This window comes from Gallaecimonas xiamenensis 3-C-1 (assembly GCF_000299915.1).
Classification (GTDB): Bacteria; Pseudomonadota; Gammaproteobacteria; order Enterobacterales; family Gallaecimonadaceae; genus Gallaecimonas; species Gallaecimonas xiamenensis.
This window is the reverse complement of sequence record NZ_AMRI01000007.1, coordinates 42,654-67,398: the sequence shown is the minus strand read 5'-3', so window position 1 is coordinate 67,398 and position 24,745 is coordinate 42,654. Positions and strand designations below refer to the sequence as shown.

Here is a 24,745-nt window from a genome sequence, read left to right as displayed (position 1 = left end):
AACCCTGCACTGATGCTACTATCCGCCCTCCGCAGAATTAGGGCCCCACCATGACCGACACCACCTTCGCCGATCTCGGCCTCAGCAAGGCTTTGCTCGATGCTGTTGCCGAACAGGGCTACGAGCACCCCTCTCCTATCCAGGCCCAGGCCATACCGGCGGTGCTGGAAGGCCGGGACGTCATGGCGGCCGCCCAGACCGGTACCGGCAAAACCGCCGGTTTCACCCTGCCATTGCTGCACCTGCTCAGCGGCGGCAGCAAGGTGCAGGGCAACCAGGTACGGGCCCTGGTGCTGACCCCCACCCGCGAGCTGGCGGCCCAGGTGGCCGAGAGCGTCAACACCTACGGTAAGCACCTGCCCCTGCGCTGCCAGGTGGTGTTCGGCGGCGTGAAGATCAACCCGCAGATGATGGCCCTGCGCCGTGGCACCGACGTGCTGGTGGCCACCCCCGGCCGCCTGCTGGACCTGTACCAGCAGAACGCGGTGCGTTTTAACCAGCTGGAAGTGCTGGTACTGGACGAAGCCGACCGCATGCTGGATATGGGCTTTATCCACGACATCAAGAAGATCCTGGCGGTGCTGCCGCCCAAGCGCCAAAACCTGCTGTTCAGTGCCACCTTCTCCGACGAAATCCGCGCCCTGGCCAAGGGCCTGGTCAACGACCCCCAGGAGATCTCCGTCACCCCGCCCAACAGCACTGCCGAGCGGGTGGAGCAGGCCATCTACCCGGTGGACAAAAACCGCAAGGCGCCCTTGCTGTGCAAGCTCATCGACGACGGCAACTGGCAACAGGTGCTGGTGTTTACCCGCACCAAGCACGGCGCCAACCGCCTGGCCAAGCAGCTGATCGCCAGCCAGATCACCGCCGCTCCCATTCACGGCAACAAGAGCCAGAGCGCCCGTACCAAGGCCCTGGCCGACTTTAAATCCGGTGCCGTGCGGGTGTTGGTGGCCACCGACATCGCCGCCCGTGGCCTGGATATCGACCAGCTGCCCCAGGTGGTGAACTTCGACCTGCCCAACGTGGCGGAAGACTATGTGCACCGTATCGGCCGTACCGGCCGGGCCGGCGCCAGCGGCAAGGCCGTGTCCCTGGTGTGCAGTGAAGAGACCAAGGAGCTGAAAAGCATCGAGCGGCTGATCCGCCAGGTGCTGCCCCGTGAGAACGTGCCCGGCTTCGAGCCCAGCCACGACCTGCCCGAGTCGGCCCTGGACGGCAGGCCCAGCAAGCCCAAAAAGCCGAAGAAGCCCAAGCAGCACCAGGACGGCCAGCGCCAGGCCGGTGGCGACAAGCCCACCCAGGGCCGCCACAGCGGCCAGGGCAGCGGTGACCGGCCTGCCCAGAGCCGCAGCGGCGGCCAGGGCCAGCAACGCCCGGCCGGCGAAGGCCAGCCCCGCAGGCGTCGTCGCCGTCCGCAACCCAAACCCCAGGCATGAAAAAAGGGCGCATCAAGCGCCCTTTTTTATTGGCCCTTGCGGGCCGATTCGGGAATGGGGTTATCCGGCCCCGTCACATGGATGCTGACGGTAGGCCCCTGGTAAGGCTGGCAGGGCATGGCCGACGGGTCGGGCATTCTGTCCCTGGGCCTGTGCTTATCTTTTAGGGTGTCCAACTCGTGTTGGTCGTCGCAGGTGGGCCAGGCAACAGGGTTGTCCAGGCCGGCATTGCCGGGTTCGGCGGCGCAGGCCGCCAGCAACAGGGCGGCCAGGGGCAGCAGGGCTTTCATGGGTAGCGTCCGTGCAGCAAAGAGATACCCCAACCTAAAATGAAAGCCCCGGCCGGTCAACTGCTTGCCTTACAGCTGGCGGGCACGGAAGTTGCGGCCCTTGATGCTGTGGCTCAGCTGCTTGAGGGCCAGCGGCGCCTTGGCCTTGGCCACCGCCACGAAGGCCCAGTCTTCGAAGATCTGGATCTTGCCCACCTGATCGCCGGTCAGGGCCTTGTCCCGGGTCAGGGCGCCCAGGATGTCGCCGGGGCGCAGCTTCTGGCGCTTACCGCCGTCGATCTGCAGGGTCACCATGGTGGCGCCGTAGGGGGCCTCCAGCAACAGGCTCTGGGGGGGCAGGGGGCTTTCGTCCACGTTCAGGCCCAGGGTTTCTTCCAGGGCCAGCAGGCGGTGGCTTTCCTTGGCGCTGAACAGGGTGCAGGCCATGCCCTGGTTACCGGCGCGGCCGGTACGGCCCACCCGGTGTACGTGTACTTCCGGTTCGAAGGCCAGGTGGTAGTTGATCACCAGATCCAGGGCGTCCACGTCCAGGCCCCTGGCCGCCACGTCGGTGGCCACCAGCACGGTGGCGCTCTTGTTGGCAAAGCGCACCATGGCCTGGTCCCTGTCCTTTTGCTCCAGGTCCCCGTGCAGGGCCAGGGCGCTAAAGCCCTTGGCGCTGAGGGCCTGGGCCAGGTCCTGGACTTCACGCTTGGTGTTGCAGAACACCACAGCAGAGGCGGGGCGGTATTGCTGGATCAGCAGCTGCACCGCCTGGCGCCGCTGGGCGTCGTCCGCTACCAGGTGGAACTGCTGGCTGATGCTGTGCTGGCTGTGGCTAGACGCCACCTGGATGCGCTCGGGGGCGCGCATCACCCGCCTGGCCACCCCTTCGATTTCGTCCGGGAAGGTGGCGCTGAACATCAGGGTCTGGCGGCTGGCCGGGGTCTGCTGAATGATGCCGTCAATCACCTCGCTAAAGCCCATGTCCAGCATACGGTCTGCTTCGTCCAGCACCAGGGTGCGCAGGTCATCCAGGCGCAGGGTGCCACGGCGCAGGTGATCGTCCACCCGCCCCGGGGTGCCGACGATGATATGGGCGCCGTGCTCCAGCGAGCCCACCTGGGGGCCAAAGGGCATGCCGCCGCACAGGGTCAGCACCTTGATGTTGTGAATGGCGCGGGCGAGCTTGCGGATCTCCGCCGTGACCTGGTCGGCCAGCTCCCGGGTGGGGCACAGCACCAGGGCCTGGACCCGGAACTGTTTGACGTTCAGGTGGTGCAGCAGGCCAAGGCCAAAGGCGGCGGTTTTACCGGAGCCGGTTTTCCCCTGGGCGATGACATCCTTGCCGGCCAAGATCGGCGGCAGGCTCTGGGCCTGGATGGGGGTCATGGCCTGGTAACCCAGGCTGGCCAGGTTGGCAACCAGGGCCTCGTTAAGGGCCAGGGTGGAAAAATCGGTATGGCTCACGGTGATATCCTAGGGTGGCGGTATGGGGGGCTGACAGCCGCGCGAATACTATACAGCTTTGCCAGGAAGTCAAAGGGAAAGCCCGCCGGACTCTTGCATTCATGGGCGCCAGCGTTAATGCTTCCTGGCATCAGGTTAGACAGAGCCTTGCCATGCTGCTTGCCAAAACGGCGCTTTCTCCCCGCCGCCGTCGCTATTTTCTCGCCCTGCTGCTGACCCTGGTGTTGCTGGCCCTGGCTCATATCTGGTTGCTACCCCCCATCACCGACGGCCGCCTCTTTGGCACCGGGGGCCTGGCGGAACTGCTGGTGCTCTTTATCGTGCTGGCCACCCTGCTCTTTACCCAGATGGTGACCCTGCCCCGCCATACCTATTTATTGCTGACCATCGGCTTTAGCCTCTGGGTGGTCAGTGCCCTTATCGATGTCATGGATGAAGTGAGGGTGCAGCCCCTGTGGCTGTCGGCCTACGGCGAAGATCTGTTGAGGGTGATCGGCATGGCCCTGGCGGCCACCGGCTTTTACCTGCTGCTGGGCCACACCGCCAGGGCGCATGGCGAACTGGACCGCCTGGCCCATTTCGACCCCCTGACCGAGCTTGGCAACCGCCGCTACTTTGCCCAGATGGCCGCCAGCATGGCCGGCGGCCTGTCCCTGCTGCTGTTGGATCTGGACCACTTCAAACAGGTGAACGACAGCCTGGGCCACAGCGTCGGTGACGAAGTCTTAAAGGCGGTCGGGCAGATCCTGGCCCGCCAATGTCCCGACGGTCACGCCGTGCGCCTGGGGGGCGAGGAGTTTGCGGTACTGCTGCCCAAGTTGGACGACCTGGCCCTGCGCCGCTACGCCGACAATGTGCGCCAGGCCGTAGCCCAGGGCATGGCCAACAGGGCCGCGCTGACGGTGAGCATAGGTGCCGGCAGCCAGGTCTTGGGGGAAGATCTGGATACCCTGCTGCGCCGCACCGACCGGGCCCTCTACCGGGCCAAGGCCCAGGGCCGTAACAGGGTGGAACTGGCCGCCTGAGCATCTAGTCAGACATAGCTGGCATTTTTGCCTAAAAGATATGGCGAAATATTGACCGTTGGATGTAGAATGCGCGCCCTTTCATCTGTGGGTGGGGTTCTAGATGCTTTTTGGAAAATCGCGCCAACTCAGTGAACAACTGGCTGCCAAGGAACTGGTCCTGGCAGAAAAAGAAGCCGTTATCTCGGCCCTTAGCCGGTCCCAGGCCCTGATCAGCTTTACCCCCCAGGGTGAAGTGCTGAGGGCCAACGGCAATTTCCTGAAATTGACCGGTTATCGCCTGGAAGATATCCAGGGCCAGCATCACCGCATGTTCTGCCGCCCCGATTTTGCCTCCTCCACAGAATACCGCCAGTTCTGGACCAAGTTGGGCCAGGGGGAATTTGTGGCGGGCCGCTTTGAGCGGCGCAACAAGGCCGGCGACACCCTCTGGCTGGAAGCTTCCTACAACCCCTTGCTGGACAAGGACGGCCGGGTGGTGCGCGTCGTCAAGCTGGCCACCGACGTCACCGACAAGGTGCGCCAGGGCCAGGCTGCCCGTAACCAGTTGGCGGCCCTGAACAAGGCCATGGCGGTGATCTCCTTTGATACCCAGGGCCGGGTGACCGATGCCAACCAGAACTTCCTGTCCACCATGGGCTACCGCCTGGAACAGGTGTTGGGCCAGCACCACAGCCTGTTTTGCGAGCCGGCCTATGCCCGCTCCAGCGAGTACAGGCTGTTTTGGGACAAGCTGACCAAGGGCCAGTTTATCTCCGGTCAATTTGAGCGGCGCAACGCCTATGGCGAACCGGTCTGGCTGGAGGCGTCCTACAACCCCATCCTCGACGACAAAGGCCGGGTCACCCAGGTGGTGAAGTTCGCCTCAGACGTCACTCAACTGGTGCGCCGCCACCAGCAGGAAGCCCAGCAGGCCTCGGAAGCCTTCGACATTTCCCGCCAGACCGAACAGATGGCGGTCAAAGGCACCGGCATCATTCAGGAAGCGGCCAACCAGATGCAGGCCATAGCCCAGCGCCTTGGTCATTCCGCCGACGCCCTGGGCAATTTGGGCCAGCATGCCCGCCAGATCACCTCCATCATCGAGACCATTGGCGAAATCGCCTCACAGACCAACCTGCTGGCCCTCAATGCCGCCATCGAAGCGGCCCGCGCCGGCGACCAGGGCCGGGGCTTTGCGGTGGTGGCCGACGAAGTGCGCAACCTGGCCAAGCGCACCTCCGAGTCCACCTCGGAGATCGCCCGCATGATCACCCAGATCCAGCAGGGCACCGAAGCGGCCATCACCGACATGCAAGGCTGCCTGGACAACGCCAACCAGGGGGCGGAATTGGCCGCCGAGGCCGACCAGATGATCGTCGGCATCCGCAACGGTGCCAAGCAGGCGGTGGCCGCCGTAGAGCTGCTGGCCAGCCAGGTCAAGGAAACCGGCCGCTAAGAGCCATTGCTTGAAAAAGGGCGCCCCATGGCGCCCTTTTTATTGGCGCTGCTATCACAAAAGGCGCATTGGGCCCGGCAAAGGGGCCAGCGGTGTCTAGGCTGGGGGGTGACTGTCACTGTTTTAAAGGAGGAAAACCATGGACAGACCCCGCAGGAATAAAATCAATCCCATGAAAGTCAGTGAGGGACGCCAGTCCGTTCTTCGAAGGCTTCAAAGTGTGGCCGGGCGCTGGAATGAAACTCTGGACACCACCCTGGTGCTGGCACAGGCCCCAGAGGAGGAAAACGACTACATGAGCTGCAACGCCGTTATCTTCAACCATGACGACGAGATCAGCGAAGGGGCTTACGATTCGGTCCGCTCCACCCACGCCGAGATGAACGCCCTGGTGGAGTACCTGCAAGACGGCGGGGACCTGGCTGATATCCAGCGTATCGAAATTACCTCGCCGCCCTGTAAGTCCTGCGCCTTTGTGCTGGAGCTGCTAGGGGTAATAGACAGGGTGGTGACGACCGACGAGATCTACAAAAAGGCTACCAGCTCTTGGGTATGGCCCCAGGCCCTGCAAGACAGGGGCTTGTTCGACCATGCCCGGTGGGCTTGGGTCCGGGCCCAGTTTGAAGGCTCAGGCCTGGACCAGGACAAGGTGCGCAGCGCCATGGTGGACGTCGTGCAAAGCGAAAGCGCGCTCTAACCGGGAAGTAACGAAAAAGGCGCCATTGGCGCCTTTTTCAATCTTTGGGCAGTTCCCGCCAGGTCAGCCAGAGGCGGGTATCCAGCTCCAGCTGGTGGTATTGGGGCTCGATATGGCAGCACAGCTGGTAAAAGCGCTTGTTATGGTCTTTTTCCTGAAAGTGGGCCAGTTCATGGGCCAGGATCATCCGCAAAAACTCCGGCGGCGCCTCCTTGAACAGGCTGGCGATGGTCAGGCTGTTTTTCATCTTCAGCTTGGCCCCCTGCACCTGGGCCTTGTAGGTGTGCTGCCCCAGAGCATGCTTGACCACGCTCAGCTTGGCGTCATAGCGGGCCGCCGCCAGGGGCGGGGCATTGCGCATAAAGCGCTCCTTCAGCTCACGGGCCTCCTGGTACAGGGCCTTGTCGCTCTGCACCCCGTGGCGCTCCGGGTATTTCTTTTCCAGGTAGAGCCCCAGCCGGTCGCTGGCGATCAGCTCGCGCACCTGGCCAAGGATGTGCTCGGGGTAGCCGGTCAAATACTTCATGACGATCCTCAAACTGCCTGGGGCCATGATCCACCCTGGCCGCGTATCGGGCAAGTTGTTACGCCAATCCCGGCTGTTTTCCCCAAGCCGGGTTAAAAGTGTGTCTATCAAGGAATAAAAAACCTCACTGTTAAGTGAGGCTTTTTTATTCACGATTCTTTTTTAAAAAATACAGAAGTTCATGAAAACGTCGTCCGCTTCGACTTTGTAATATTGGGCGTCGCGGCCTTGATCGTCGATAAATTCATGGGTTTCAGTGTTGATCCGGTAGGTCTTGCCGATTTTCATGTTCTTTTCGGCAAACATGCATTTGCGATCAAAGTCGACAGTGAATTCGAAACCCTCTTCATTGCGCAGGGTGTAGTTGCCACCGTCGGTAGGGTCTTCAAAGGCCACCAGCACATAAGGCTGCTTGGTGACGCTGGTGATTTTACCTTCAGGGAAAGGCTTGGGGCCACAGGCTGCCAGGGTAAGGGTTGCGATAGAGGCGATAACGGAGAGTTTTAAAAGTTTCATGGATAGATCGCAGTTGCTTGGAAAAGAGGCAACGCCTCGGAAAGAAAGTCATATTTTACATGAAGTTAGTTTCTAAGCCAGGTTGGATTCAGCGGGGCAATATGGGGGAATAGAAAGTAAGCAAATAGCAGAAAGGCTGAGCAATATAAAAAAGATTGTTTTATCGCCTCAGCAAGCTGCGGGCTAAAAAGTGCTTGCAAGGTTGCCGGTGAAAATAACCAGGCCATGGGCCCGGCGTTACCGAGCTGGGAGCTCCCTGCCGTTTTGTGCCCCCAACCTGGTGGCAGTAAAAGGCCAAGGTTTTTGCCTTGGCCTTTTTCCTATCATTGGCAGGCGGCGGCTGGGAAGCTGTCTACCGCTTCGGCTATATGCTGGCCGTAACTGTTGCCCGCTATGGGAGTGGTGCCGTTATAGCCGGCATCGCTGCCTATGGTGAAGGTACTGCTTGGCGGTATGCCGGCGTCGATAAAGGCTTCGGCGTCGGACTTGGCATTGCCGTAGGCCCTGACAATATTCAGGCCCTGGGCCTGGAGGGCACGGATCTGGGCGGCCTTGTAGGCCCTGGGGTTAAAGAGGCTGTCTTCATTGCTCAGGGAGGTCCGTAGAAAGCCTTGGGGCAGGCCCATCCAGTCCAGCCAGGAGCGGGAGCCCTTGGCATACCAGTAAACCCGGGCGGTAAGGAAGACCGGCTGGTAACCGAGATCCAGGTAGCGTCGCACCAGGCTGTAGGCGCCGTCCTTGGGGTCGGCCCTGTCGATGCCGGTGTAGTCGCCTAGCTGTTCGGCATCCGACTCAGTCAGGGTGCCGTCGATATCAAAGAGCACGGCCTGGGTACCGGGCTGGATCACGGTAACAAAGCCCTGGGCGCCGCTACCGTCCCCCGGTACGCCGGCGTAGATACGGTACTGGCCCGCCGCCAGGGCCGGCAGGGCGATACTGGCCTTGCCGTCGCTGTTGGTGGTGCCTTGTCCAAGGAACTGCCAACTCCCTTGTTGCGGGCCGCGCAGGTAGAAGCGCACTTTCTCGTCTTCCAGGTCTTTGTGGACCAGGGTGCCGTAGTCGAACTTGGCTGTCAGGGTGGCGCCCTGGCCTTCGGCCAGCACCAGATCGTGCACCATATGGTAACTGGGCAGCAGGCTGATAAAGCGGTTGGCGCTGTGGTCAAAGCCGGTGACAGCAAAACTTGGGGCCGGGTAGTCCAGTTCCATGCGTTGTGGCTCAGGGCATTGGGGCAGGGCCAGGGCACCGGCCGACGCAAACAGAAGGGGGGCAAGCAGGGCTTTAAACATGTGCAGTCCTTTGTGGTTGTGTCCTTATGACAGGCCCAGCATAGCGGACTGGTGTTTTCATTTTGTTGGCAACTGCCGGATGCCGGCAGTAACAGCAGCCTAGCTTTAGGTCTTTGCGGTGTTGCCGGCCGCTTTTGCCTGGCTCAGGTCTTTGGCGAAGTAAAGATAGGTAGGCAGCAGGAAGATGACCAATACGGCCAAATCGATTGGCATGATGACGGCCAGCTCAGAAGGCTGAAAAGCCCCAGGGCGGCTGAAGGCGTAATAGCAAACAACGAGGTTGGACAATACAGACAGCCCCAATACCGTTTGCCAGAATAAAACGTAAGGGAAAAAACGCTTCCTAAAGCCATAACAAAAGGCCGAGACCAAGGTGAGCAAATCCGTTATCCAGACCAGAGCGGATATCAACAGTGGGTGGGTAGGCTTCACTATCCCAGGCGCCGTCAGGTCTTCATAGCTACCGGCAAGGGTGCCCAGCAGTAACACCACAAAGAGCAGTTTCCAGCCGATCCTGTCCATGGTCATTCCTTGGATGCCGGGCATCTTTTTCTTAAGTCAGAGAACAGCACATGGTATTGGTTCGCCATGGCCAGGGGGTAAAGCTCGGCCTGGCTCAGCTCGACCTGGCAAAGGTCAGCAAAGCGCACCCTTAACGCCTTGACCGACTTCACCATGCTGTCGCTCCGGTGGCTGGCCCCTATGCCCGAGGTCCAGCCATTATGGCCGCCCGGCTCCAACTCACCCTTAAAGACTTCATCGCTGCCCTGCCAGGTCAGCTGATACTGAGCGGGACTGGCGGTGTCATTTTCGATGCCAAAGATAACCAGGCCTTCCCCCATAAAGAGGCAGCCGGATAGGAAAAGCGCTAGCAGGGCGATCAGCGTTCTGGTTATTGCTGTGGGTGCGGCCAAGGCAAATCCTTATGCGTTGGTGGCGGTGAAGGCCCCAAAAGGCATGGTCTTTGAAGGGGGAGTGAATAGATACTTCTTAAAACGATATTAGCCTTATCAATTAGTTAGTGCAATTTTATGGTGAGTGGTGAATAGATACTGGAGTGGTTGAATGCCTTGTGTCCTGGCCGCTAGCTCTTGATACCTTGACGGCAGCCACCGGCTGCTGATTAATTAAGCGATACCCGTTCAAGGATGAACCCACATGCTCTTAACCCCCTTGGTTCTGGCGTCATTGCTGCAAATCCCGGCCGACCTTATTGCTCAACAGATGCTGGACAGCATGAATAGCCAGGTAGAAAGCCATGCCTATCGCTATCAAAACGAAGTGGTGCGTTTCAACCATCAGTTTTGGATGGTCGACAGCCGCTCGGTCTGCTTTGACAACACCCAGGACGCCAGCCGCCACAGCCTCTGCACCCAAAAGGCCAAAGCCCTGTTCAACGAGCTTTGCCAAGCCATGAAAGACAAGCAGCACAAGAATATGTACTGCCACGCCGCAGCCCGTTACCAGCCGCAGGTCGCCCAGATAAAGGATTACGGTAAAAGCCGGCAGGCGGAACTCAAGCGCCGCTGTGGCGACCTAAGGGTGCAGGCCATGGCTGACAAGACGCTGGTTGCCGAAAGGGATAGGGTTTGTGGGGAGTATGAAAGGGAGTGAGGGGTGAAGGGCATTATTCCCTTCAAAAGATAGGCTTATTTTTCAATAGACCGGACGTTGATACAGGATTGGGGGAAGAAATGCATAGGTTGTTGATAGCCGTTTTGTCGGTCGCTTTTTCCCTGCCGGTGTTGGCTGAGGGATATGCCCAAGAGGCCATGGCGAAGCGTGTTGATACTACAACGGCGTTACTGCTAGGGTGGTTGGAGCTGGAAAATACCAGCAAACATCGGGTGCTGGTTGAAGATCATATGAGATTTTCCGAGACGCCACAGAAATCTAAGCGCCTTCCAAATCTCTATGAGTGCGGCTTGATAAAGAGGCCGGATGAGCCCCGCTATCCGCTCTCCTACACCGTTCAGTATCTTGGTCGGTTGGAGGAATTTACGCCATTGGATGGAAAGACTCAGGTCAGTGAAATCTGGAGTGTTGGCAAGGCGCAATAGCTTGTTCTGGCCAGTGACCCTAGGAGGTGTTTCTTCAACTGACCCGATTTGACGACTCGCCACATGGTTTGCTGGATAATGCTACGGGCACTTTTTCAACGCCTCTGAAAACAAAAACGTGTATTGGCTTTGGATTGTGCTTTGGTAAATCTCTCCTTGGCCAAGCGTAACGGTGCAGCCATTCGAGAAGTCTATCTGTACGGAAGAGACAGATTTTACCATTGAGTCGCTTTGGCTATGTGACCGCATTCCCGAGGTCCACTCTATATGCTCGCCATGGTTAAGTTGACCTTGTGTAAGCGTTGAAGTGTTATCCCAAGAAATGGTATAGCTGGCTGGAAAAGACGTATCATTCTCTACGCCGAAAACAGCAATGCCTTCACCTTGGTAAAGGCATCCAGAAAGGAGCAGCGCAGAAGCGCATAAAATTAATTTATCCATGAGAGTTTACTCAGCCAGATAAGCATTAAAGGAAAGTGGATTAAACTGTCCCGTTGCCGATTCGACTTTACTGTTGAAGCTAAAAAATTCCATAAGCTTGTCATTAGACAGACTCCACAAATGCCAATGAGGTTGAAAACTTAAATCAGTAAGTAACCCCATCAGCCTAGATTGCAACGGGCTTCCTTCCAGTTCAAGTATGCTTTTGTTATCAGAAGACCTTTCCAAGTGAGGTAGATGACGATATAGGGCTATGCCAGTAAGTATAGGCCCATAAGTGTCTATAGATGATGAAATGGTTTTCTTATACGGGCCCAGCCCTATCAGGGCCACTAGCGCTAGGACGGGTTTATTCTTAAAATCTGTTGTAAGGTATCTATCGGTAGCTTCTTTGAGATTACTCATAGCACTATCCTTGTTGCTAAGGTGAGGTTAGATGGTAACCTGGAAAAATAAAGTCTGATGTCAAATGATGATCAAGGATTGATTAAATGTTAGCTCTTATTTATTTAGCGTTGGGCATTGGTGTGGGTATTGATGATAGATATGCCTCGACTTATCTCAGCTTGAACCTTTGCGTTAATATTGAAGTCGATGTGAGAAAGGATATCGAGATGTCCGAAAAGTACTTGCTATTGGCGTCGAGAATGAAGGATGAAGTGATGAAAGATCCAAACCTAAAAAATTACTTCTATGGCTCCTTCGATAGAGCGATTGAAAAATATCAGGAGCGGGGAGTAAAGAGCAAAGATGATCCGCTACTTTCCAAATCGGGCTGCGAAAAATTGGCCAAGGATGCAGAAAAGTTAATGTCATCCCTGTAAGAAAAAGTTAATTAAAAAGGCCCGATATCAAGTCTTGACGGGGAAAGGGGACCCGCACGAATGCATGGCAACAGTCCGGCCAGCTTCGGTCTCCTTTGGGGCAGTGGGGCTTTATATGTGGGCCAGCTTCTTGCCGGCTCATTTCGCCAGGGCAGGCATAGGGGAGAGGCTCTTCGGCCCTAGTCACCTGCAGGGTAAAGTGATGTCCTTCGACAAGGTGCCCTCCCGCTCAGCGCTTCACTTAAAGGGGCCGCAAGAGCCCAACCTTCAGGTCCTGAGATTGGCAGTGGTAGGAGTGGCTGCGTCGAGGAATAGCGGGTAATAAAACAGGACTGGTGCGTTTTCCTTGCTTTTTTGCGCCTGCCTTGCCAAGTTAATGCCTAGTTAACAGATGCCAGGGACAGGCAGCAGTAACCACCCGCCCCGGGCCAAGTCAGTGGAAGACGCTATGGCCAAGTTTCTCAATACCAGTGCCACCAATTATTTTCTGGAAGAGCTGATCAAAGCTCTGAATGCAGGAGGGCGCCCCTGCACGCGCCCTACTTTTGTTTCGGCAAAAGTCAGCGGGGCTGCCCAGACAAAACCACGGCCCACGTTCCGCCAATGAGTTCAGATAGTCAGTGTGTTGTTAGCCTTCCGTGGCGGCTCATTCCGGTTCGCACGTCCTGTGCTCACGCTCAGCAGCAGCGAAGCTGCGCTTCACCGTGCAAGCTTCGCCCCGACACGTCCTCCGCTCGACCAAGCTGGCCGCCTCGCATCCATGTCTCGCGTCAGCTCACGCTCCCGCCAGTGAGGCGCTGCGCTTAACGGGCTAAAGAGCCAAAGCCGGTAGCTTCGTTTATTTCTGGGTGTCTTCGTCTATACAGCTCACGCGCCTTAATAAGCCGTCCTTGGTCAGCACCTGATGGTTCAGCTTCTGATCGGTGCCGCTGACATAGCTGTTGATCAGCAAGTCGCCCTCTGGCAGCAGGTAGCTGGACCTGGGCATTCCGGTCAGGGCGTAGAGCAGGGTCAGAGTGAAATCCGGGTTGATCAGGTAGATCTGGCCTGCGTTTGAACTCATATGGGCCAGGCCTGAGGTCACCACCATGCCAAAAGGCATGCGGTAGATATCTTCGACATTCAGCTGGGCCAACCGCCTTGTTTCGCCGTTGTCCTTCAACAGCATCAACTCGCCGCCAAACTCACCGAAGTTGCTGCCGGTCAGCAGGGCATTGCCGATTCTGTAGGTGACGTGAGGCGTGATATCGAATTGGATAAGGTCGTCCGCAAATGGCGGCCCCTGTTCCGTTTTCTGATATTGGCCTCGGGAAAAATCCAGCGATTTGAATGCCACCCGTTCCTGCTCAGGATCCGTGAACTGTTTGAGGAATGCTTCCTTTCCCCCTTGTTCAATATGGTGAGCGTTTTTTTGCTGCTGATACCGCTTCTCTGGCTCCATTTGCAGGTTTTGATCGTCGGCACAATCGATGGGCTCAAAAGGTGCTGCCAGAAGAGGCGCGCTGAGTGTGGCGGTGAGTAGCAGGCATTTTTTCAGCATGGGAACACGTCCTTGTCGGTTTAGCGTTCAGGTTACCCTGAGAGCTTGGCGTCTGGCTATAAGCCGGGAAACTCAGTCCCCTCTGAGTGAGTTATATTTGCCGGTTCCCGCACCGGCGGGCGGGTAATGTGGCGTCGGTGTATTAGCCGGATAAATGTTATTGGCGAGTTCATTTATACGCAGGGGGGGGCCCCTTGTACGCACGCGCAAAAACCATCATCAGCTCGCAGGCAAGCTGCTCGCGTTCGCCAGCTAAAAAGGGGCAACTGGCCCCCTTTCTTAACGCGTTCACCCCGGCGGCTCAGCGCTGCACTTAACGGGCGATAAAGCGGGTAGCTTCGTTCCGGTTTAGTAGTGTGCCTAGGTTTTAAGTCCCTAACAGGCATGGACTTACTTGCGTTTTCGCTAAACGTGGGCCGATACTAGTGCCTAGTATTGTTTGCCAGGGACAGGCAGATGCAAAGGGTGTCTTCCCTCCTTATCCCTGGCCTGTATCCGAGAGATGCCATGGCCAAGTTCCTAAACAGCAGTACCACTTAGTATTTTCCCGTTAACTAAGCACAGTGCTTAATAATTTCAAAGTATATGAGAAGTACCTAACACGGCTAAGACCTGAAGTATTAATGAGTTAAATCTACATCTATTATTCTACTTCCTAACCATCTATTCGCTATCAAGTAACCCATCGATTATTTTTTTGTCTACAAACTCCATGATTGACAGTATTAATTTTGATAGTTCATTTATTGCTTGGTTAGTTATTTCAATGGCTTCTCCTTCTGGCGTTTTTCCTGCTCTATGAACAACATCATGGCGAGTTGATACTGCATTACTTAATTGATTAATAACAGCATCATGAAAATCGATAAGAAGAACTGAAGAATAAAAAGACTTTATTGTTTTAATGTTATGGAAAGATAGACTGTCAATGCATTCAATTATCGATCTGTCTATACCCTCGATTGTTTTATAAATCTCTGAAACGGAAATTTTTTTCTTGTTTTCATTAAATAGAGTAAACCTCTCGACAAATCTTCTTTTTATAGCCTTTTTATTTAAAGTCTGGCGTTTAGCAACATCGGCTAAGTATGCCTCCAGCACTCCAATTAATCCGCCATATACTAGCCTTTTTAAAATAGTGGCATTCTGATCTGATGAGACTAAATTAACTATTTCTTCAATCTCTTTTTTAGCTTGGTCAAAGAATATAGTACTCCCAGCTTGAAACTCTTTAATATCATCAAAGTCATCTACCCAACCACTATCTATTAGTGCTGAGATATCAAGCTCACAAAGTGTGTTATCTTCAGTTAATTGTAGAATTAACCAAGCGTAGCTTTCAATTGAAAAACAGGGAAATCGGTATCCTCCTGAAGTGTAGTTGGGATATTCATCATAGTCAGAATTGATAAACTCAAAAAGGTTTTTTTCATCATCACTTAAGTGAATATATCCTTCATTTTTGTAGCAATCTCGATCTTTAACAATAGGAATAATTTTCAACCAACTTTCGATTGAGCTTGTTTCTAGACCATTTAAATAATTACAATATTGGGAGCTAATTTCCTCATTTTCATTGAAAAGGTTTATCAGAGATTTTATATCTTTAATCCAAGTGGATTTCAATTCTTCTAGTTCTAACCTAACGGAATCTTTATTGATTCCAATTAACTCTAACCTACGTTTTATTTTTCCTGCATCAGCGCGGAAACCAATGAAAATATTTTCTCCATCAACATCTCTTACGCGATCAGTGTCAACAAAGAGCCATTGATGGTAAGTGTTCTGCCATTCAGTGATGTTGTAGTCACCAATTTCTATCCCAGCGAAAGTAGACATGGTTAGCTCTCCGTATTACTTAATATGATTTATATTCTTATACCGTTAATGTTTAAATGTTGCGAGGTGATGCTTAGTTTTATTTTCAAAATCTATAGAGGACATATATGGACGCCCCGTATTTTGCAACTGTCGATGAAAAGCGGTTTGCGGACATATACCCGGCGTCGTTATAGCGCCAGGGTTGGTACTGCGCCTTAATGTGTTCCGAATTCCGCCGCCTTTACACCCACTCGGCTTCTAAGGCTCTGGTCCTCTATTAGGCTCTGGCGAAGAGTTATACAGGACACCCACTTTGAATCTCTCATAAAGTCAAAGTGTTACAACGAAGGCCGCTAACGAATAGCAACCTCGGGACTGCTTGGTGCGGCTCTCCCGCCCGTTAAGTGCAGCGCTGAGCCGTTGGGGCGAGCGCGTTAAGAAATCAGTCCGGTGGACTGACTTTCGCTAGGGAGCGAGAGCGGCTTGTCCGCGAATTGACGTGAAGGGGCAGCCGTGACAGGGATGTGAGGGGGCCGCCTAGGTGCTGGTGAGTACGTGCCGGGAGCGCGTATGAACCGGTGGACCGGGAACGACCAGAGGCGAAGAAGAAGCGTAACATGGGCGAGGTTTTTGCCTACTTTTGACCCCAAAAGTAGGGCGCGTGCAGGGGCGCCCCCCTGCATTTAAAACAACGTCATGTTATGGCTGGACTAAGCGGAAGAAACCGAAGCCAATACTTACAACCCAGCAAAGGCCTCCCTCAAGCCTGACGCCCTCTCAACCTTCCTCTCCACAGCCGCCGCCAATAACCCCAACTTCGGCGCTGCCAGGGTAAAACAGGACTTAGCACGGGTAATGCCGGTATAAACCAGCTCGCGGGTCAGTACCGGGCTTAGGGTGTCAGGTAGCACCAGCACGGTGTGGTCGAACTCCGAGCCTTGGGATTTATGCACCGTCATGGCAAAGACGGTTTCCACATCAGAAAGGCGCGAGGGCAGTACCCATTTGATGCCGCCCACCACCGGGAAGGCGACGCGCAGCCGCTGGCTGCCGTCGGCTTCCACTACCCGCAGGCAAATGCCTACATCACCGTTCATCAGTTCCAAGGTGTAGTTATTGCGGGTCACCAGCACCGGGCGGCCCTCGTACCAGCCGTGGTCGTTTTCCAACTGGCCGTTGGCTTTTAAGGCCTCGGCAATTTGCTGGTTTAGTCCTTCCACCCCAAAGGGGCCTTTTCTCAGGGCGCAGAGCATTTGAAAACGGCCAAAGGCGGCCAGCACCTTGGCGGCCCAGGCGTCGCGCTCGCTACTACGCTCGGCATTGAGCACCTGCAAATAACCCCGGTAACCCTCGATGGCAAGGCGAGACAGGGCCACGCCGTCGTCTTTGATGGGCAGCAGTTTTAAGTCGTCACGGTTTTCACGCAGAAGCTTTAACGCCGCCTCGCTTTGCCCCAGGTTCACCGCCCGCGCCAGTTGGCCTATGCCGGAATCGCTACCAAAGCGGTGACTGACCCTGAGCATGGCCCGGCACTGGGCCAGGGCACTTTGCCCTTGGGTAAAGGCCGCCAGGCTTTCGCCGCAAAGGCCCTCTAGAAAGTGCTGGGTGTCCGCGTCGTAACCGCCCAAGTCTGCCCCTTGGCACAGATCCCCCAGTACAGAGCCAGCTTCTACCGAGGCCAGCTGATCTTTGTCCCCCAGCAAAATCAGCTGGGCTGAGGCGGGCAGGGCGTCCAACAGGGCGCTCATCATCTCCAAGTCCACCATGGAGGCTTCGTCCACCACCAGTAAGTCCAGATGCAGGGGGTTTTGGTGGTGGTGGCGAAAGTGGCGGCTTTGGGGAATCACCCCCAGCAGTTTATGCAGGGTAGTGACTTCCACCGGGATGGCCGCTTTTACCGCATCCGGCAGCGCCAGCTTTTCTACGGCGCCGCGAATGGACTCGGTCAGCCTGGCCGCTGCCTTGCCGGTGGGGGCGGCAAGACCAATACGCAGCTTTTGGCCGCTGGCCAGGGCCAGTTGCTGCTTAAGGCCCAACAGGCGCACCACAGTGGTGGTTTTACCGGTGCCGGGGCCGCCGGTGATGATGGTAAAGGGCATGCGAAAGGCCAGGCCACAGGCGAGCTTTTGCCAGTTAAGGCCGGGGCCGAACAGGGCGTCCAGCTGGGGTTTAAGCTCGGGGCTCACCTCCATGGGGGCAAGGCGGTCTGTGATATGGCCAGCCACCGCTTGTTCGAAGCCGTGGTTGCGGCGCAGGTAAAGGCGGTTTTCCACCAATACTAGGGGGCTGGCCTCTGTATTGACCAGGGGCGAGCCCTTGATGGCCGCCAGCCAGCCCTCAAGTTGGGTGCCCTCCAGCCATTGTGACGGCTTGGTGGGCATCTCTTCCCCCAGGTCCCCTTCCGGCGGCAAGGACAGGGTAGCGTCGGCATCCAACAAGGTGGCGCTTAAATCCAGGCAGATATGGCCACGGCCATATTGGTGGGAGCAAAGGGCGGCGGCCAGCAGCAGCGGCTCTGGGGTGCTGGGCTCCAGCTCTTTAAGCCAGCGCACCAGGGCGCGGTCGATGCGGCGCAGCCAGCCCCGTTCTACCCAGGCGTCCAGTAACTCAAGCATGGGCTTTACCCTCGAACATGGCGTCTAAGCCCTCAATGAGTTCGCGCTGGGGGCGGTCCAGGTAGCAGTGGCCACCGCGCAGGAACAGATAAACGGCGCCGCCCATATGGCGGTCGTAGTCGTAATCGGGGATACGGGATTTCAGCAGGCGGTGCAGGGCTAACAGATAAATCACGTACTGAAGGTCATAGCGTTTTTCGCGAATGGCGTCCGCCATGGCTTGCTGGCTGTAGGCGCTGTCGCCGTCCCCTAAGTGGTTGGATTTGTAATCCAGCACGTAATAGCGGCCATTGTGCTCGAACACCAGGTCGATAAAGCCCTTGAGCATGCCGTTCAGTTCGCCTGGGCTGAGCATGGGCCGGCCGTGGCCGCCCAGGGTATGGCGATGTACCAGCATGTCCATTTGCTGCAAATCCACCTGCTGGGCCGAGAACCAGAACTCCATTTCCGCCTGGTAGCTATTAAGGGCCCCCAGGGCCACCGCTTCGCCCCCTGGTAGCGCCAGGGGCTTATTAAGGAGTTCCACAAACCAGCTAGTCAGGGGCGTTAGCCATTGCTCCCAGCCGCGCCGGGTCAGGCGGGCGGCCAGCAGCTTTTGTGCCTGGGGCTCGGTGACCTTGCCAAAACCTTCCAGGGCGGCCCATTCAAAGAGGCCGTGGAGGAAGGTGCCGGGGCCAGGGCCACGGGGGAACTGGTGGATGGAATCGGATAGGGCCTTGCTTTGGGCCTCTTGTTCTTCGTCGGGGTTATTGATGTTCTCGGCCAAGGGGGTGGCGATATCGCTTTGCCAGTCCTGGGTGCGCAGCGCCGAGTAGGAGGCGATATACCAGCGCTCGGCCGGCGGCGCCTTAAAGGGGCGGGCTGCCACCAGGGGTAGCGGCTGGGTTTTCGGCTGGTACTGGGCATCGGTAACGTCGGGCGCCTCACTCAGCACTATGTCGCTGCAACCGGCGGCGAGCCTGGCAAAAGCCTCGCCCAGGGCGCCGTTGTCGATGGGAGTACCGCCGGTCAGCAGATATCCGAATGCGCCCCGGTGCAGGTCGTTCTCGCCCTTTTTGCCGCTGCGCTGCATTTTCACCGGCGCCAGCCCCAAAAAGCAGGCGTGGCGGGGGCGGGTGAGCGCCACGTACAAGAGGCGCATGTCTTCGGCCAGCCGCTCTTTTTCAGCCTTGGCGTAGGCGCCGTCGGTTTTTTCGATATCCAGCACCGCCTTGCCGCTGTCGTCGTGGTAGCGGATGTAAGGGCCCTGGCGGTCTTCTTCGCGGTAGCCCATCACAAAGGGCAGGAACACCAGCGGGTATTCCAGGCCCTTGGACTTGTGGATGGTGATGACCTTCACCAGGTCAGCGTCCGATTCCAGGCGCAGAATTTCTTCATCGCCGGCAGCCGGGTCGGCCACCGCCTCACTTAGATAACGAATAAGGGCCTGCTCACCGTCGAGCTTGGCCGCCGCCCCTTGCAGCAATTCTGCCAGGTGCAACAGGTTGGTAAGGGACCGCTCACCCCCAGGGCTTGCCAGGAGCCGCGCCGGGATCGAAAAGTCGCTCAGCAGCTGGCGCAGCATCGGCAGCACCCCACGCTGGTGCCAGCGCAGTTGGTAACCTTTAAAGCGCTCTACTTGCTGCTCAAAAAGCAGCTCGTCCTGGTTGAGGGTATCGAGCCAACCCAGGCTCAGCTCCAGCACTGGCGCCGCCAGGGCGGCGCGCAGCAAGCGGCCATCTTCGGGCTCGGCGCAAGCGGCCAGCAGCGCCAGTAAATCCCGCGCTTCGCTGGAGGCAAATACCGATTCTTTGTCCGACAGGTACACAGACGCTACGCCACGGGCAAAGAGGGCGGCGCGAATGGCGTCGGCTTCGCCCCGGCCCCGCACCAGCACCGCCATGTCGGCTGGGCGCAGCGGGGTTTGGCCATCTGGGCCTTGAAAGGCGCCGTCGCCGTTAAGCATGGCCACCATCTGGCTGGCGCAGCGCTCGGCCATCAGCTTGCGGTACTGGCTGCCCGACACGGCGCTATCCAGCGCCAGGTGCCAGCCGGTCATGGCCGGCACCGGCGCGCCGTTTATCACCAGCTGTTCTTTGCGGCCATTGGCCTTGACCGCCTCAAAGGGAATTTCGTCAAACAAAAAACTGTTGGGCTGGTGGCCAAACACCTGATTGACGGCGCTGACCAGGCCCTGGGTTGAGCGGTAGTTGGTGTCCAGGTGGTAGTGGCGGCCGGTGGTGGCACGGCGGGCTTTTAAGTAGGTAAAGATGTCGGCCCCCCGGAAGCCGTAGATAGCTTGCTTAGGATCCCCAATCAAGAAGAGACCTGTCTCTTCTTGATTGGATTCAAGATCATAGATCTTGGCGAAGATCCTAAGCTGGGTCGGGTCCGTGTCCTGGAATTCATCGATAAGGGCGATGGGGTATTGGCGGCGAATAACGTCCGCCAGCTCCGGACCCTTGTGCAGGGCTTGGTCCAGGCGGGTAAGGAGATCGTCAAAACCCAGAGTGGCGCGCTGGTGCTTTTCTTGTTCCAGCCTGGCCTTTATCCAGCCGGCGGCGTGTTTCGCCAGATCGATATCGGCCTTGGGCAGCTTGGCGCGGGCGGCCAGGATGGCCCCCAGGGCGTCGATGCCGGGGTGGTTCATGATGGCCACATTGGCCTTGGCGGCGTCTTCCAGCCCCGCCGGGCTAAAGCGCTCCCAGTGCTTGTCGGAGATCTCGGGCAGCAGGGCGTCGGAGTCTACCCAGGCTTTTAATGCCTCAAGCCAGCCTTCGAGGGTGGCGATGCGCACCTTGTTGCCGTTGAAATCCTTATTGCCGTGGGCGGCCAGCATGGCGGCGCTAAAGTCATCCAGCAAGGTGCGCCATTGCTCTTTCACCGGCGCCAGCAAGGCCTGCTGGCGCTCGGCCAGCTCTGCCAATACCTCGCTGGCGTTCACCACCGGCGGCTCGGCCCAGGGCAGCCAGGGGCGAATGGCGGCGTGCAGCTTGGCAGGGCTGTTCCACAGCTCTGCCACCACCGACACATCGGCCAGGGGGTAGTACTGGCTGCGCCAGTAGTCCGCCAGCACCTGCTCGAAGAGGTGGCGCTGGTCGGTTTCCAGGGTCAGTTCAAAGAGGCTGTCGGCGGCAAAGGCGTGGGTGGCCAGCATGCGGTTGCACCAGCCGTGAATGGTGTAGACGGCGGCTTCGTCCATCCACTGGGCGGCCAGCTCCAGGCGGCGGGCGCAGCCCGGCCACTGGTCTTCGGGATATTGGCTTTTAAGGGCCGCTACCAGTGGGTCGCCCGCTAAGGCGCCGCGAAACACCTTGGTTGCTTCCACCAGTCGGGCGCGAATACGGTCTTTGAGTTCTTTGGTGGCGGCGTCGGTGAAGGTCACCACCAGAATTTGCGGCGGGGTCAGCCCTTGCAGCACCAGCCGCAGGTAAAGGGCGGCGATAGTAAAGGTTTTGCCGGTGCCGGCGCTGGCTTCAATGAGCCGGGTGCCGTGCAGGGGAAAGGTCAGGGGGTTAAGGTGCTGGCTCATTGCACGGCCTCCATCAGTGGCGCGTAAAGGCTTTGGGCCAGGGCCTGGAAGTGGTCTACATCCATATCGGCAAAGCTGGGGTAAGCGCGGGCGCAGTAAAGGTCTTGCAGACGCTCGCCGGGGCTGAAATCGTCGCCGTCATAGGCTTTTTGGGCGGCGGCGATGGCCGCCTCTTCGCCTTTATCCTGGGCCGCCAGATAGGCAAAGGCAGTCTTGGGGGTCACCGGCAGCGGGCCATCGAGGGCGGCTTTAAAGGCCGCCAAAATGGGGGCGGCGTTCAAGGGCCCACGGGCCAGGTGCACTTCGGCGTCGGGCGCCAAGAGTTTACTGTCCACAAGGTGGCCGGTGCCGTTTGCCAGCAGATGCCCGGCCCAGAGCCGCAGCAGGGCATGGTATTTCACTTTTTTACCGGCCATGACGCTGGTGGGGCGCAATTGTAATTGCAGCTTGTCGCCGCTGTTGCTCTGCCTTACTTCCAGCCAGTCGGCAAAGCCTTCTGTGGCCAGTTCCAGGGCCTTGGCCGGGTGGTAGCTGGCCAGCAGCCCCTGGGCCTTGGCGGCCAGCTCGGTGGCGGCGTCCACCACGCCGCCTATGGCGGGTTCGGCAAAACCGGCCAGGGGCAGGGCGCCGCTGCCGTGCAGGCGTTCCAGTTCCCGGTTCAGGGTGCCGTCCAGGCTGGCGGCCAGCAGCTGGTCGGTCAGCAGGTATTGCTCCAGGGCGTTGAGGGTAAAGGGCTCGTCTTCGGCCAGCACTTCTTGCTCGTTGCCCAAATAAATCTTCAGCCGTTCGTTGAAAAACAGCTGGCAGGGGGAGCGCAGCAGCTTGGCCAGCAGCGCCAGGTCTGCCGTGGGGGTAGCCCCCAGGGGCGGCAGGCTGTGGGGGGCCTCTTCATCGGGCTTGTCCAGCACCTGGCGCCATTCCCGGGCAAAGCTGGTGAACTCACCCCCTTCAAAATAGCGGCGGCTAAAGGGCTGCAAGGGGTGCTGGATAATGGCCGGTGGCTGTTGCCAGCCCCCTTCTAAATAATCCAATAATTGCCCGAGCAGCACCGACGGTGGCCGCTCGGTGTTGTCTTGTACGCTGCGCCCCACCCAGGACAGATACAGGCAATCCCGGGCCGACAGCAGCGCTTCTAAAAAGAGGTAGCGGTCGTCTTCGCGGCGGGAGCGGTCCCCGGGCCGGTACTGGCCGGGCAGGCTCATCAGATCAAAATCCACCGGCGCCACCGACCGGGGGTAGTCGCCGTCATTGAGGCCCAAAATGCACACCAGCCTAAAGGGGATGGCGCGCATGGGCATCAGGGTGGCGAAGTTGACCGAGCCTGCCAAAAAGCGCTGGGCCAGGCCGCCGTCGTCCAGCATGCCAAGCCAGGCGTCCCGTACCAGGTGCAGCTCTATGGCGCTGTCAAAATGGGCCTCAGCACAGTGCTCTAGCCAGGCGTCCAGGGCCAGGCTGAGCTGCTCTAGGGTCAGCCGTTCGTCGCTGTCCTGGGCAATAAAAAGGTCGCTCAGCAACTGGCGCAGCAGCGCTGCCCAATCCTCTGGGCTTTGGGGCTGGCGAAAGGCTTGCCAGTAGCTTTCCAGCAGCGCAATCAAGTCGGCCAAGCTACCGGCGGCACCGGCGGCGAGGCCCGCCACTTCGTCATAGGGTTCGATACCGGCAAAGGGGCCGGCATTGCCCTGGGCATAGCCCAGCAGCCAGCGCTTAAGGCCAAACTGCCAGCTGTTTTGCTCCAAGGCCGGCACCCCAAGGGCGGCGCGTTGCTGGCCGTTTAGGCCCCAGCGAATACCGGCGCCCCCTATCCAGTCTTTCAGTTGCGGCAGGTCCGCTTCGCTAAGGCCAAAGCGGGCCCGCACCGCCGCCAAGTCCAGAAGGTCGGACAGGTCACTGACCGCAAAGCGCCACTGGGGCAGGGTCAGCAGTTTATCCAAGGCCACCAGCAGCGGCTTGACGTCGCGCTCGGTGCGGTCAGACAGGGTAAAGGGAATAAAGCGCGGGTCGCGCCAATCCAACTGGCCGAACACCGCCTCGATATGGGGCGCGTAGGCCTGAATGTCCGGGGTCATGACGATGATGTCCCGGGGTTTTAGGCCCTTTTCCATCTGGGTGAGCAGAAAGTCTTGCAGCACTTCCACTTCCCGCTGGCGGCTGTGGGCCGATACTAGGCGAATAGAGTCGTCCGCCGTGGCGCGTTTTTCTTCTGGCAGCGGGTTGAGGTCGAGGATGTCTTGCTGGATTTGCCCCAGCACCGAGTCGCCGTAGCCGCTGAACAAGTCAATTTGCTGGAAATCGGCGCGGTAGTGGTCCGGCTCGTCGTAGCGGGATAAAAGCCCGATGTAGTCGCGCCCTTGTTTGCCCCAGGAGGCCAGCAGCGGGTTGGCGCTGGCGTGCAGCTCGTCGTCGCTGGGCTCAAGCGGCAGGCCGGGTTTTCGCTGCTGGCGCTTTTGCTCAAGGCGCAGCAAATCGCGGCCATCGACGATATCGCCCCAAAAATGCTGGCAAGGGTTGGCCACAAATAACAATACCTGGCAGTGCCGGCTGATGGCGTCCAGGGCTTCCAGCACTTGGCTTGGCAGGGAAGAAATACCAAACACAATCAACCGTTTGGGTAGGCCCGCCGGGCGGCTGTCCAAGGCCTTGGCGGCGGCCAGGAAGCGCTGGTGCAGCGCCGAACGGGAAATACCGGTTTGCTCGCTTTGCATGTCGGCCATCAGGGCCCGCCACAGGGCCGGTTGCCAGCGGTGCTCGCTGCCTAGCTCTTCAACCTTGCCGCGGGGGCTTTGCACCCGGTCAAAGCCCGCTTCCCAGTCCGCCAGCCAGTCGGCCCGGTACATCTGGTATTGGTCGAAGATGTCGGCGATTTTCTGGGCCAGTTGCCAGGCCTTGCGCTGGTCGCTGTCCCCTTCCAAAAAGCGTCTAAGGGGGGCGTAAACCTCGCCGCTTAGCGTCGGCAACAGCCGCAGCAGCCGCCAGCGCAGCCGGGGTTTGTCAAAGGGGCTGTGGCGGGGCACGTTATGGGCCCCCAGCACGGCGCGGTAGGCCTGCCAGAGAAAACGCACCGGCATCTGCATGTCTACGGCTGCGCAAATGCCGGCGCTCTCGGCCAGGCCCAATTTCAGCCACTGGGCCATGCCGTTGGATTGCACCAGGAAGGTTTCATTTTCCAGGGGAGCAAGGGGGCTTTGGGCCAGGAAGGCCACCAACAGATCCCGCAGATCGTCGAGCTTATTACCCTGGATAATGGAAAGGCCGGTGTGCATGGGG

General features: G+C 58.2%; 20 protein-coding genes. 7 read left to right on the top strand and 13 right to left on the bottom strand.

Annotated elements, in window-relative coordinates; genetic code table 11:
- Nucleotides 1-50: 50 nt before the first annotated feature.
- Nucleotides 51-1,439, top strand: coding sequence for a DEAD/DEAH box helicase (locus B3C1_RS06315; protein ID WP_008483661.1), 1,389 nt, complete (start codon nt 51-53; stop codon nt 1,437-1,439).
- 26 nt (nt 1,440-1,465) lie between these two features.
- Here B3C1_RS06315 and B3C1_RS06310 read toward each other — a convergent pair whose 3' ends face one another.
- Together B3C1_RS06310 and dbpA are read right to left on the bottom strand one after the other, a co-directional pair.
- Complete coding sequence (locus tag B3C1_RS06310; RefSeq protein ID WP_008483660.1) at nt 1,466-1,729, bottom strand: hypothetical protein; 264 nt, start codon at nt 1,727-1,729, stop codon at nt 1,466-1,468.
- Between the two features lie 69 nt (nt 1,730-1,798).
- Nucleotides 1,799-3,178 carry an ATP-dependent RNA helicase DbpA gene (gene dbpA / locus B3C1_RS06305; RefSeq protein ID WP_008483659.1) on the bottom strand — a complete coding sequence of 460 codons (1,380 nt, stop codon included), beginning with the start codon at nt 3,176-3,178 and terminating at the stop codon, nt 1,799-1,801.
- 152 nt (nt 3,179-3,330) lie between these two features.
- On the opposite strand from dbpA, the gene B3C1_RS06300 reads away from it, so the two are divergent.
- The 3 genes from B3C1_RS06300 to B3C1_RS06290 all read left to right on the top strand — a co-directional run bounded on the left by B3C1_RS06300 (nt 3,331) and on the right by B3C1_RS06290 (nt 6,338).
- A complete protein-coding gene (locus B3C1_RS06300; protein WP_008483658.1) occupies nt 3,331-4,203 on the top strand; it encodes a GGDEF domain-containing protein in 873 nt (290 codons plus the stop codon).
- 103 nt (nt 4,204-4,306) lie between these two features.
- Nucleotides 4,307-5,641 (top strand): methyl-accepting chemotaxis protein, encoded by a 1,335-nt coding sequence (locus B3C1_RS20740; RefSeq protein ID WP_008483657.1) that lies wholly within the window; start codon nt 4,307-4,309, stop codon nt 5,639-5,641.
- A 139-nt stretch (nt 5,642-5,780) separates the two neighbouring features.
- Nucleotides 5,781-6,338 (top strand): cytidine/deoxycytidylate deaminase family protein, encoded by a 558-nt coding sequence (locus B3C1_RS06290; RefSeq protein WP_083858269.1) that lies wholly within the window; start codon nt 5,781-5,783, stop codon nt 6,336-6,338.
- Between the two features lie 37 nt (nt 6,339-6,375).
- Here the strand turns inward: B3C1_RS06290 and B3C1_RS06285 are convergent, their stop codons facing one another.
- From B3C1_RS06285 to B3C1_RS06265, 5 genes are all read right to left on the bottom strand, one after another.
- The gene (locus B3C1_RS06285; RefSeq protein WP_008483654.1) at nt 6,376-6,864 is read right to left on the bottom strand and encodes a M48 family metallopeptidase; all 489 of its coding nucleotides are present in this window, start codon (nt 6,862-6,864) and stop codon (nt 6,376-6,378) included.
- A gap of 162 nt (nt 6,865-7,026) precedes the next feature.
- Nucleotides 7,027-7,380: an LptM family lipoprotein gene (locus tag B3C1_RS06280; protein ID WP_008483652.1), complete on the bottom strand. Its 354-nt coding sequence runs from the start codon at nt 7,378-7,380 to the stop codon at nt 7,027-7,029.
- Between the two features lie 323 nt (nt 7,381-7,703).
- Nucleotides 7,704-8,669, bottom strand: a complete 966-nt coding sequence (locus B3C1_RS06275; protein WP_008483651.1) for an LNS2 domain-containing protein — start codon at nt 8,667-8,669, stop codon at nt 7,704-7,706.
- Nucleotides 8,670-8,774: 105 nt separating this feature from the next.
- Nucleotides 8,775-9,191 (bottom strand): hypothetical protein, encoded by a 417-nt coding sequence (locus tag B3C1_RS06270; protein WP_008483650.1) that lies wholly within the window; start codon nt 9,189-9,191, stop codon nt 8,775-8,777.
- Between the two features lie 2 nt (nt 9,192-9,193).
- Nucleotides 9,194-9,583 (bottom strand): hypothetical protein, encoded by a 390-nt coding sequence (locus B3C1_RS06265; RefSeq protein WP_192813350.1) that lies wholly within the window; start codon nt 9,581-9,583, stop codon nt 9,194-9,196.
- 244 nt (nt 9,584-9,827) lie between these two features.
- Between B3C1_RS06265 and B3C1_RS06260 the strand changes: the two genes are divergently transcribed.
- A complete protein-coding gene (locus B3C1_RS06260; protein WP_008483648.1) occupies nt 9,828-10,283 on the top strand; it encodes a hypothetical protein in 456 nt (151 codons plus the stop codon).
- An 80-nt stretch (nt 10,284-10,363) separates the two neighbouring features.
- Nucleotides 10,364-10,729 carry a hypothetical protein gene (locus B3C1_RS06255; protein ID WP_008483647.1) on the top strand — a complete coding sequence of 122 codons (366 nt, stop codon included), beginning with the start codon at nt 10,364-10,366 and terminating at the stop codon, nt 10,727-10,729.
- Between the two features lie 447 nt (nt 10,730-11,176).
- On the opposite strand, the gene B3C1_RS20125 is transcribed toward B3C1_RS06255, so the two are convergent.
- A complete protein-coding gene (locus B3C1_RS20125; protein ID WP_156804476.1) occupies nt 11,177-11,575 on the bottom strand; it encodes a hypothetical protein in 399 nt (132 codons plus the stop codon).
- Nucleotides 11,576-11,661: 86 nt separating this feature from the next.
- Between B3C1_RS20125 and B3C1_RS06250 the strand changes: the two genes are divergently transcribed.
- On the top strand, nt 11,662-11,994 hold the full coding sequence (locus tag B3C1_RS06250) for a hypothetical protein (protein WP_008483646.1): 333 nt from the start codon (nt 11,662-11,664) through the stop codon (nt 11,992-11,994).
- 838 nt (nt 11,995-12,832) lie between these two features.
- Here the strand turns inward: B3C1_RS06250 and B3C1_RS06240 are convergent.
- The 5 genes from B3C1_RS06240 to recC all read right to left on the bottom strand — a co-directional run bounded on the left by B3C1_RS06240 (nt 12,833) and on the right by recC (nt 24,741).
- Nucleotides 12,833-13,534 carry a hypothetical protein gene (locus tag B3C1_RS06240; protein WP_008483642.1) on the bottom strand — a complete coding sequence of 234 codons (702 nt, stop codon included), beginning with the start codon at nt 13,532-13,534 and terminating at the stop codon, nt 12,833-12,835.
- A 663-nt stretch (nt 13,535-14,197) separates the two neighbouring features.
- Entirely contained in the window at nt 14,198-15,373 is a 1,176-nt protein-coding gene (locus B3C1_RS20120; RefSeq protein WP_156804475.1) for a HEPN/Toprim-associated domain-containing protein, read from the bottom strand.
- A 719-nt stretch (nt 15,374-16,092) separates the two neighbouring features.
- Entirely contained in the window at nt 16,093-17,970 is a 1,878-nt protein-coding gene (gene recD / locus B3C1_RS06235) for an exodeoxyribonuclease V subunit alpha (protein ID WP_008483640.1), read from the bottom strand.
- Nucleotides 17,963-21,481 carry an exodeoxyribonuclease V subunit beta gene (recB, locus tag B3C1_RS06230; RefSeq protein ID WP_008483639.1) on the bottom strand — a complete coding sequence of 1,173 codons (3,519 nt, stop codon included), beginning with the start codon at nt 21,479-21,481 and terminating at the stop codon, nt 17,963-17,965. The genes recD and recB overlap by 8 nt, the downstream gene beginning before the upstream one ends.
- Nucleotides 21,478-24,741 (bottom strand): exodeoxyribonuclease V subunit gamma, encoded by a 3,264-nt coding sequence (gene recC, locus B3C1_RS06225; protein WP_008483638.1) that lies wholly within the window; start codon nt 24,739-24,741, stop codon nt 21,478-21,480. The genes recB and recC overlap by 4 nt, the downstream gene beginning before the upstream one ends.
- Nucleotides 24,742-24,745 lie beyond the last annotated feature (4 nt).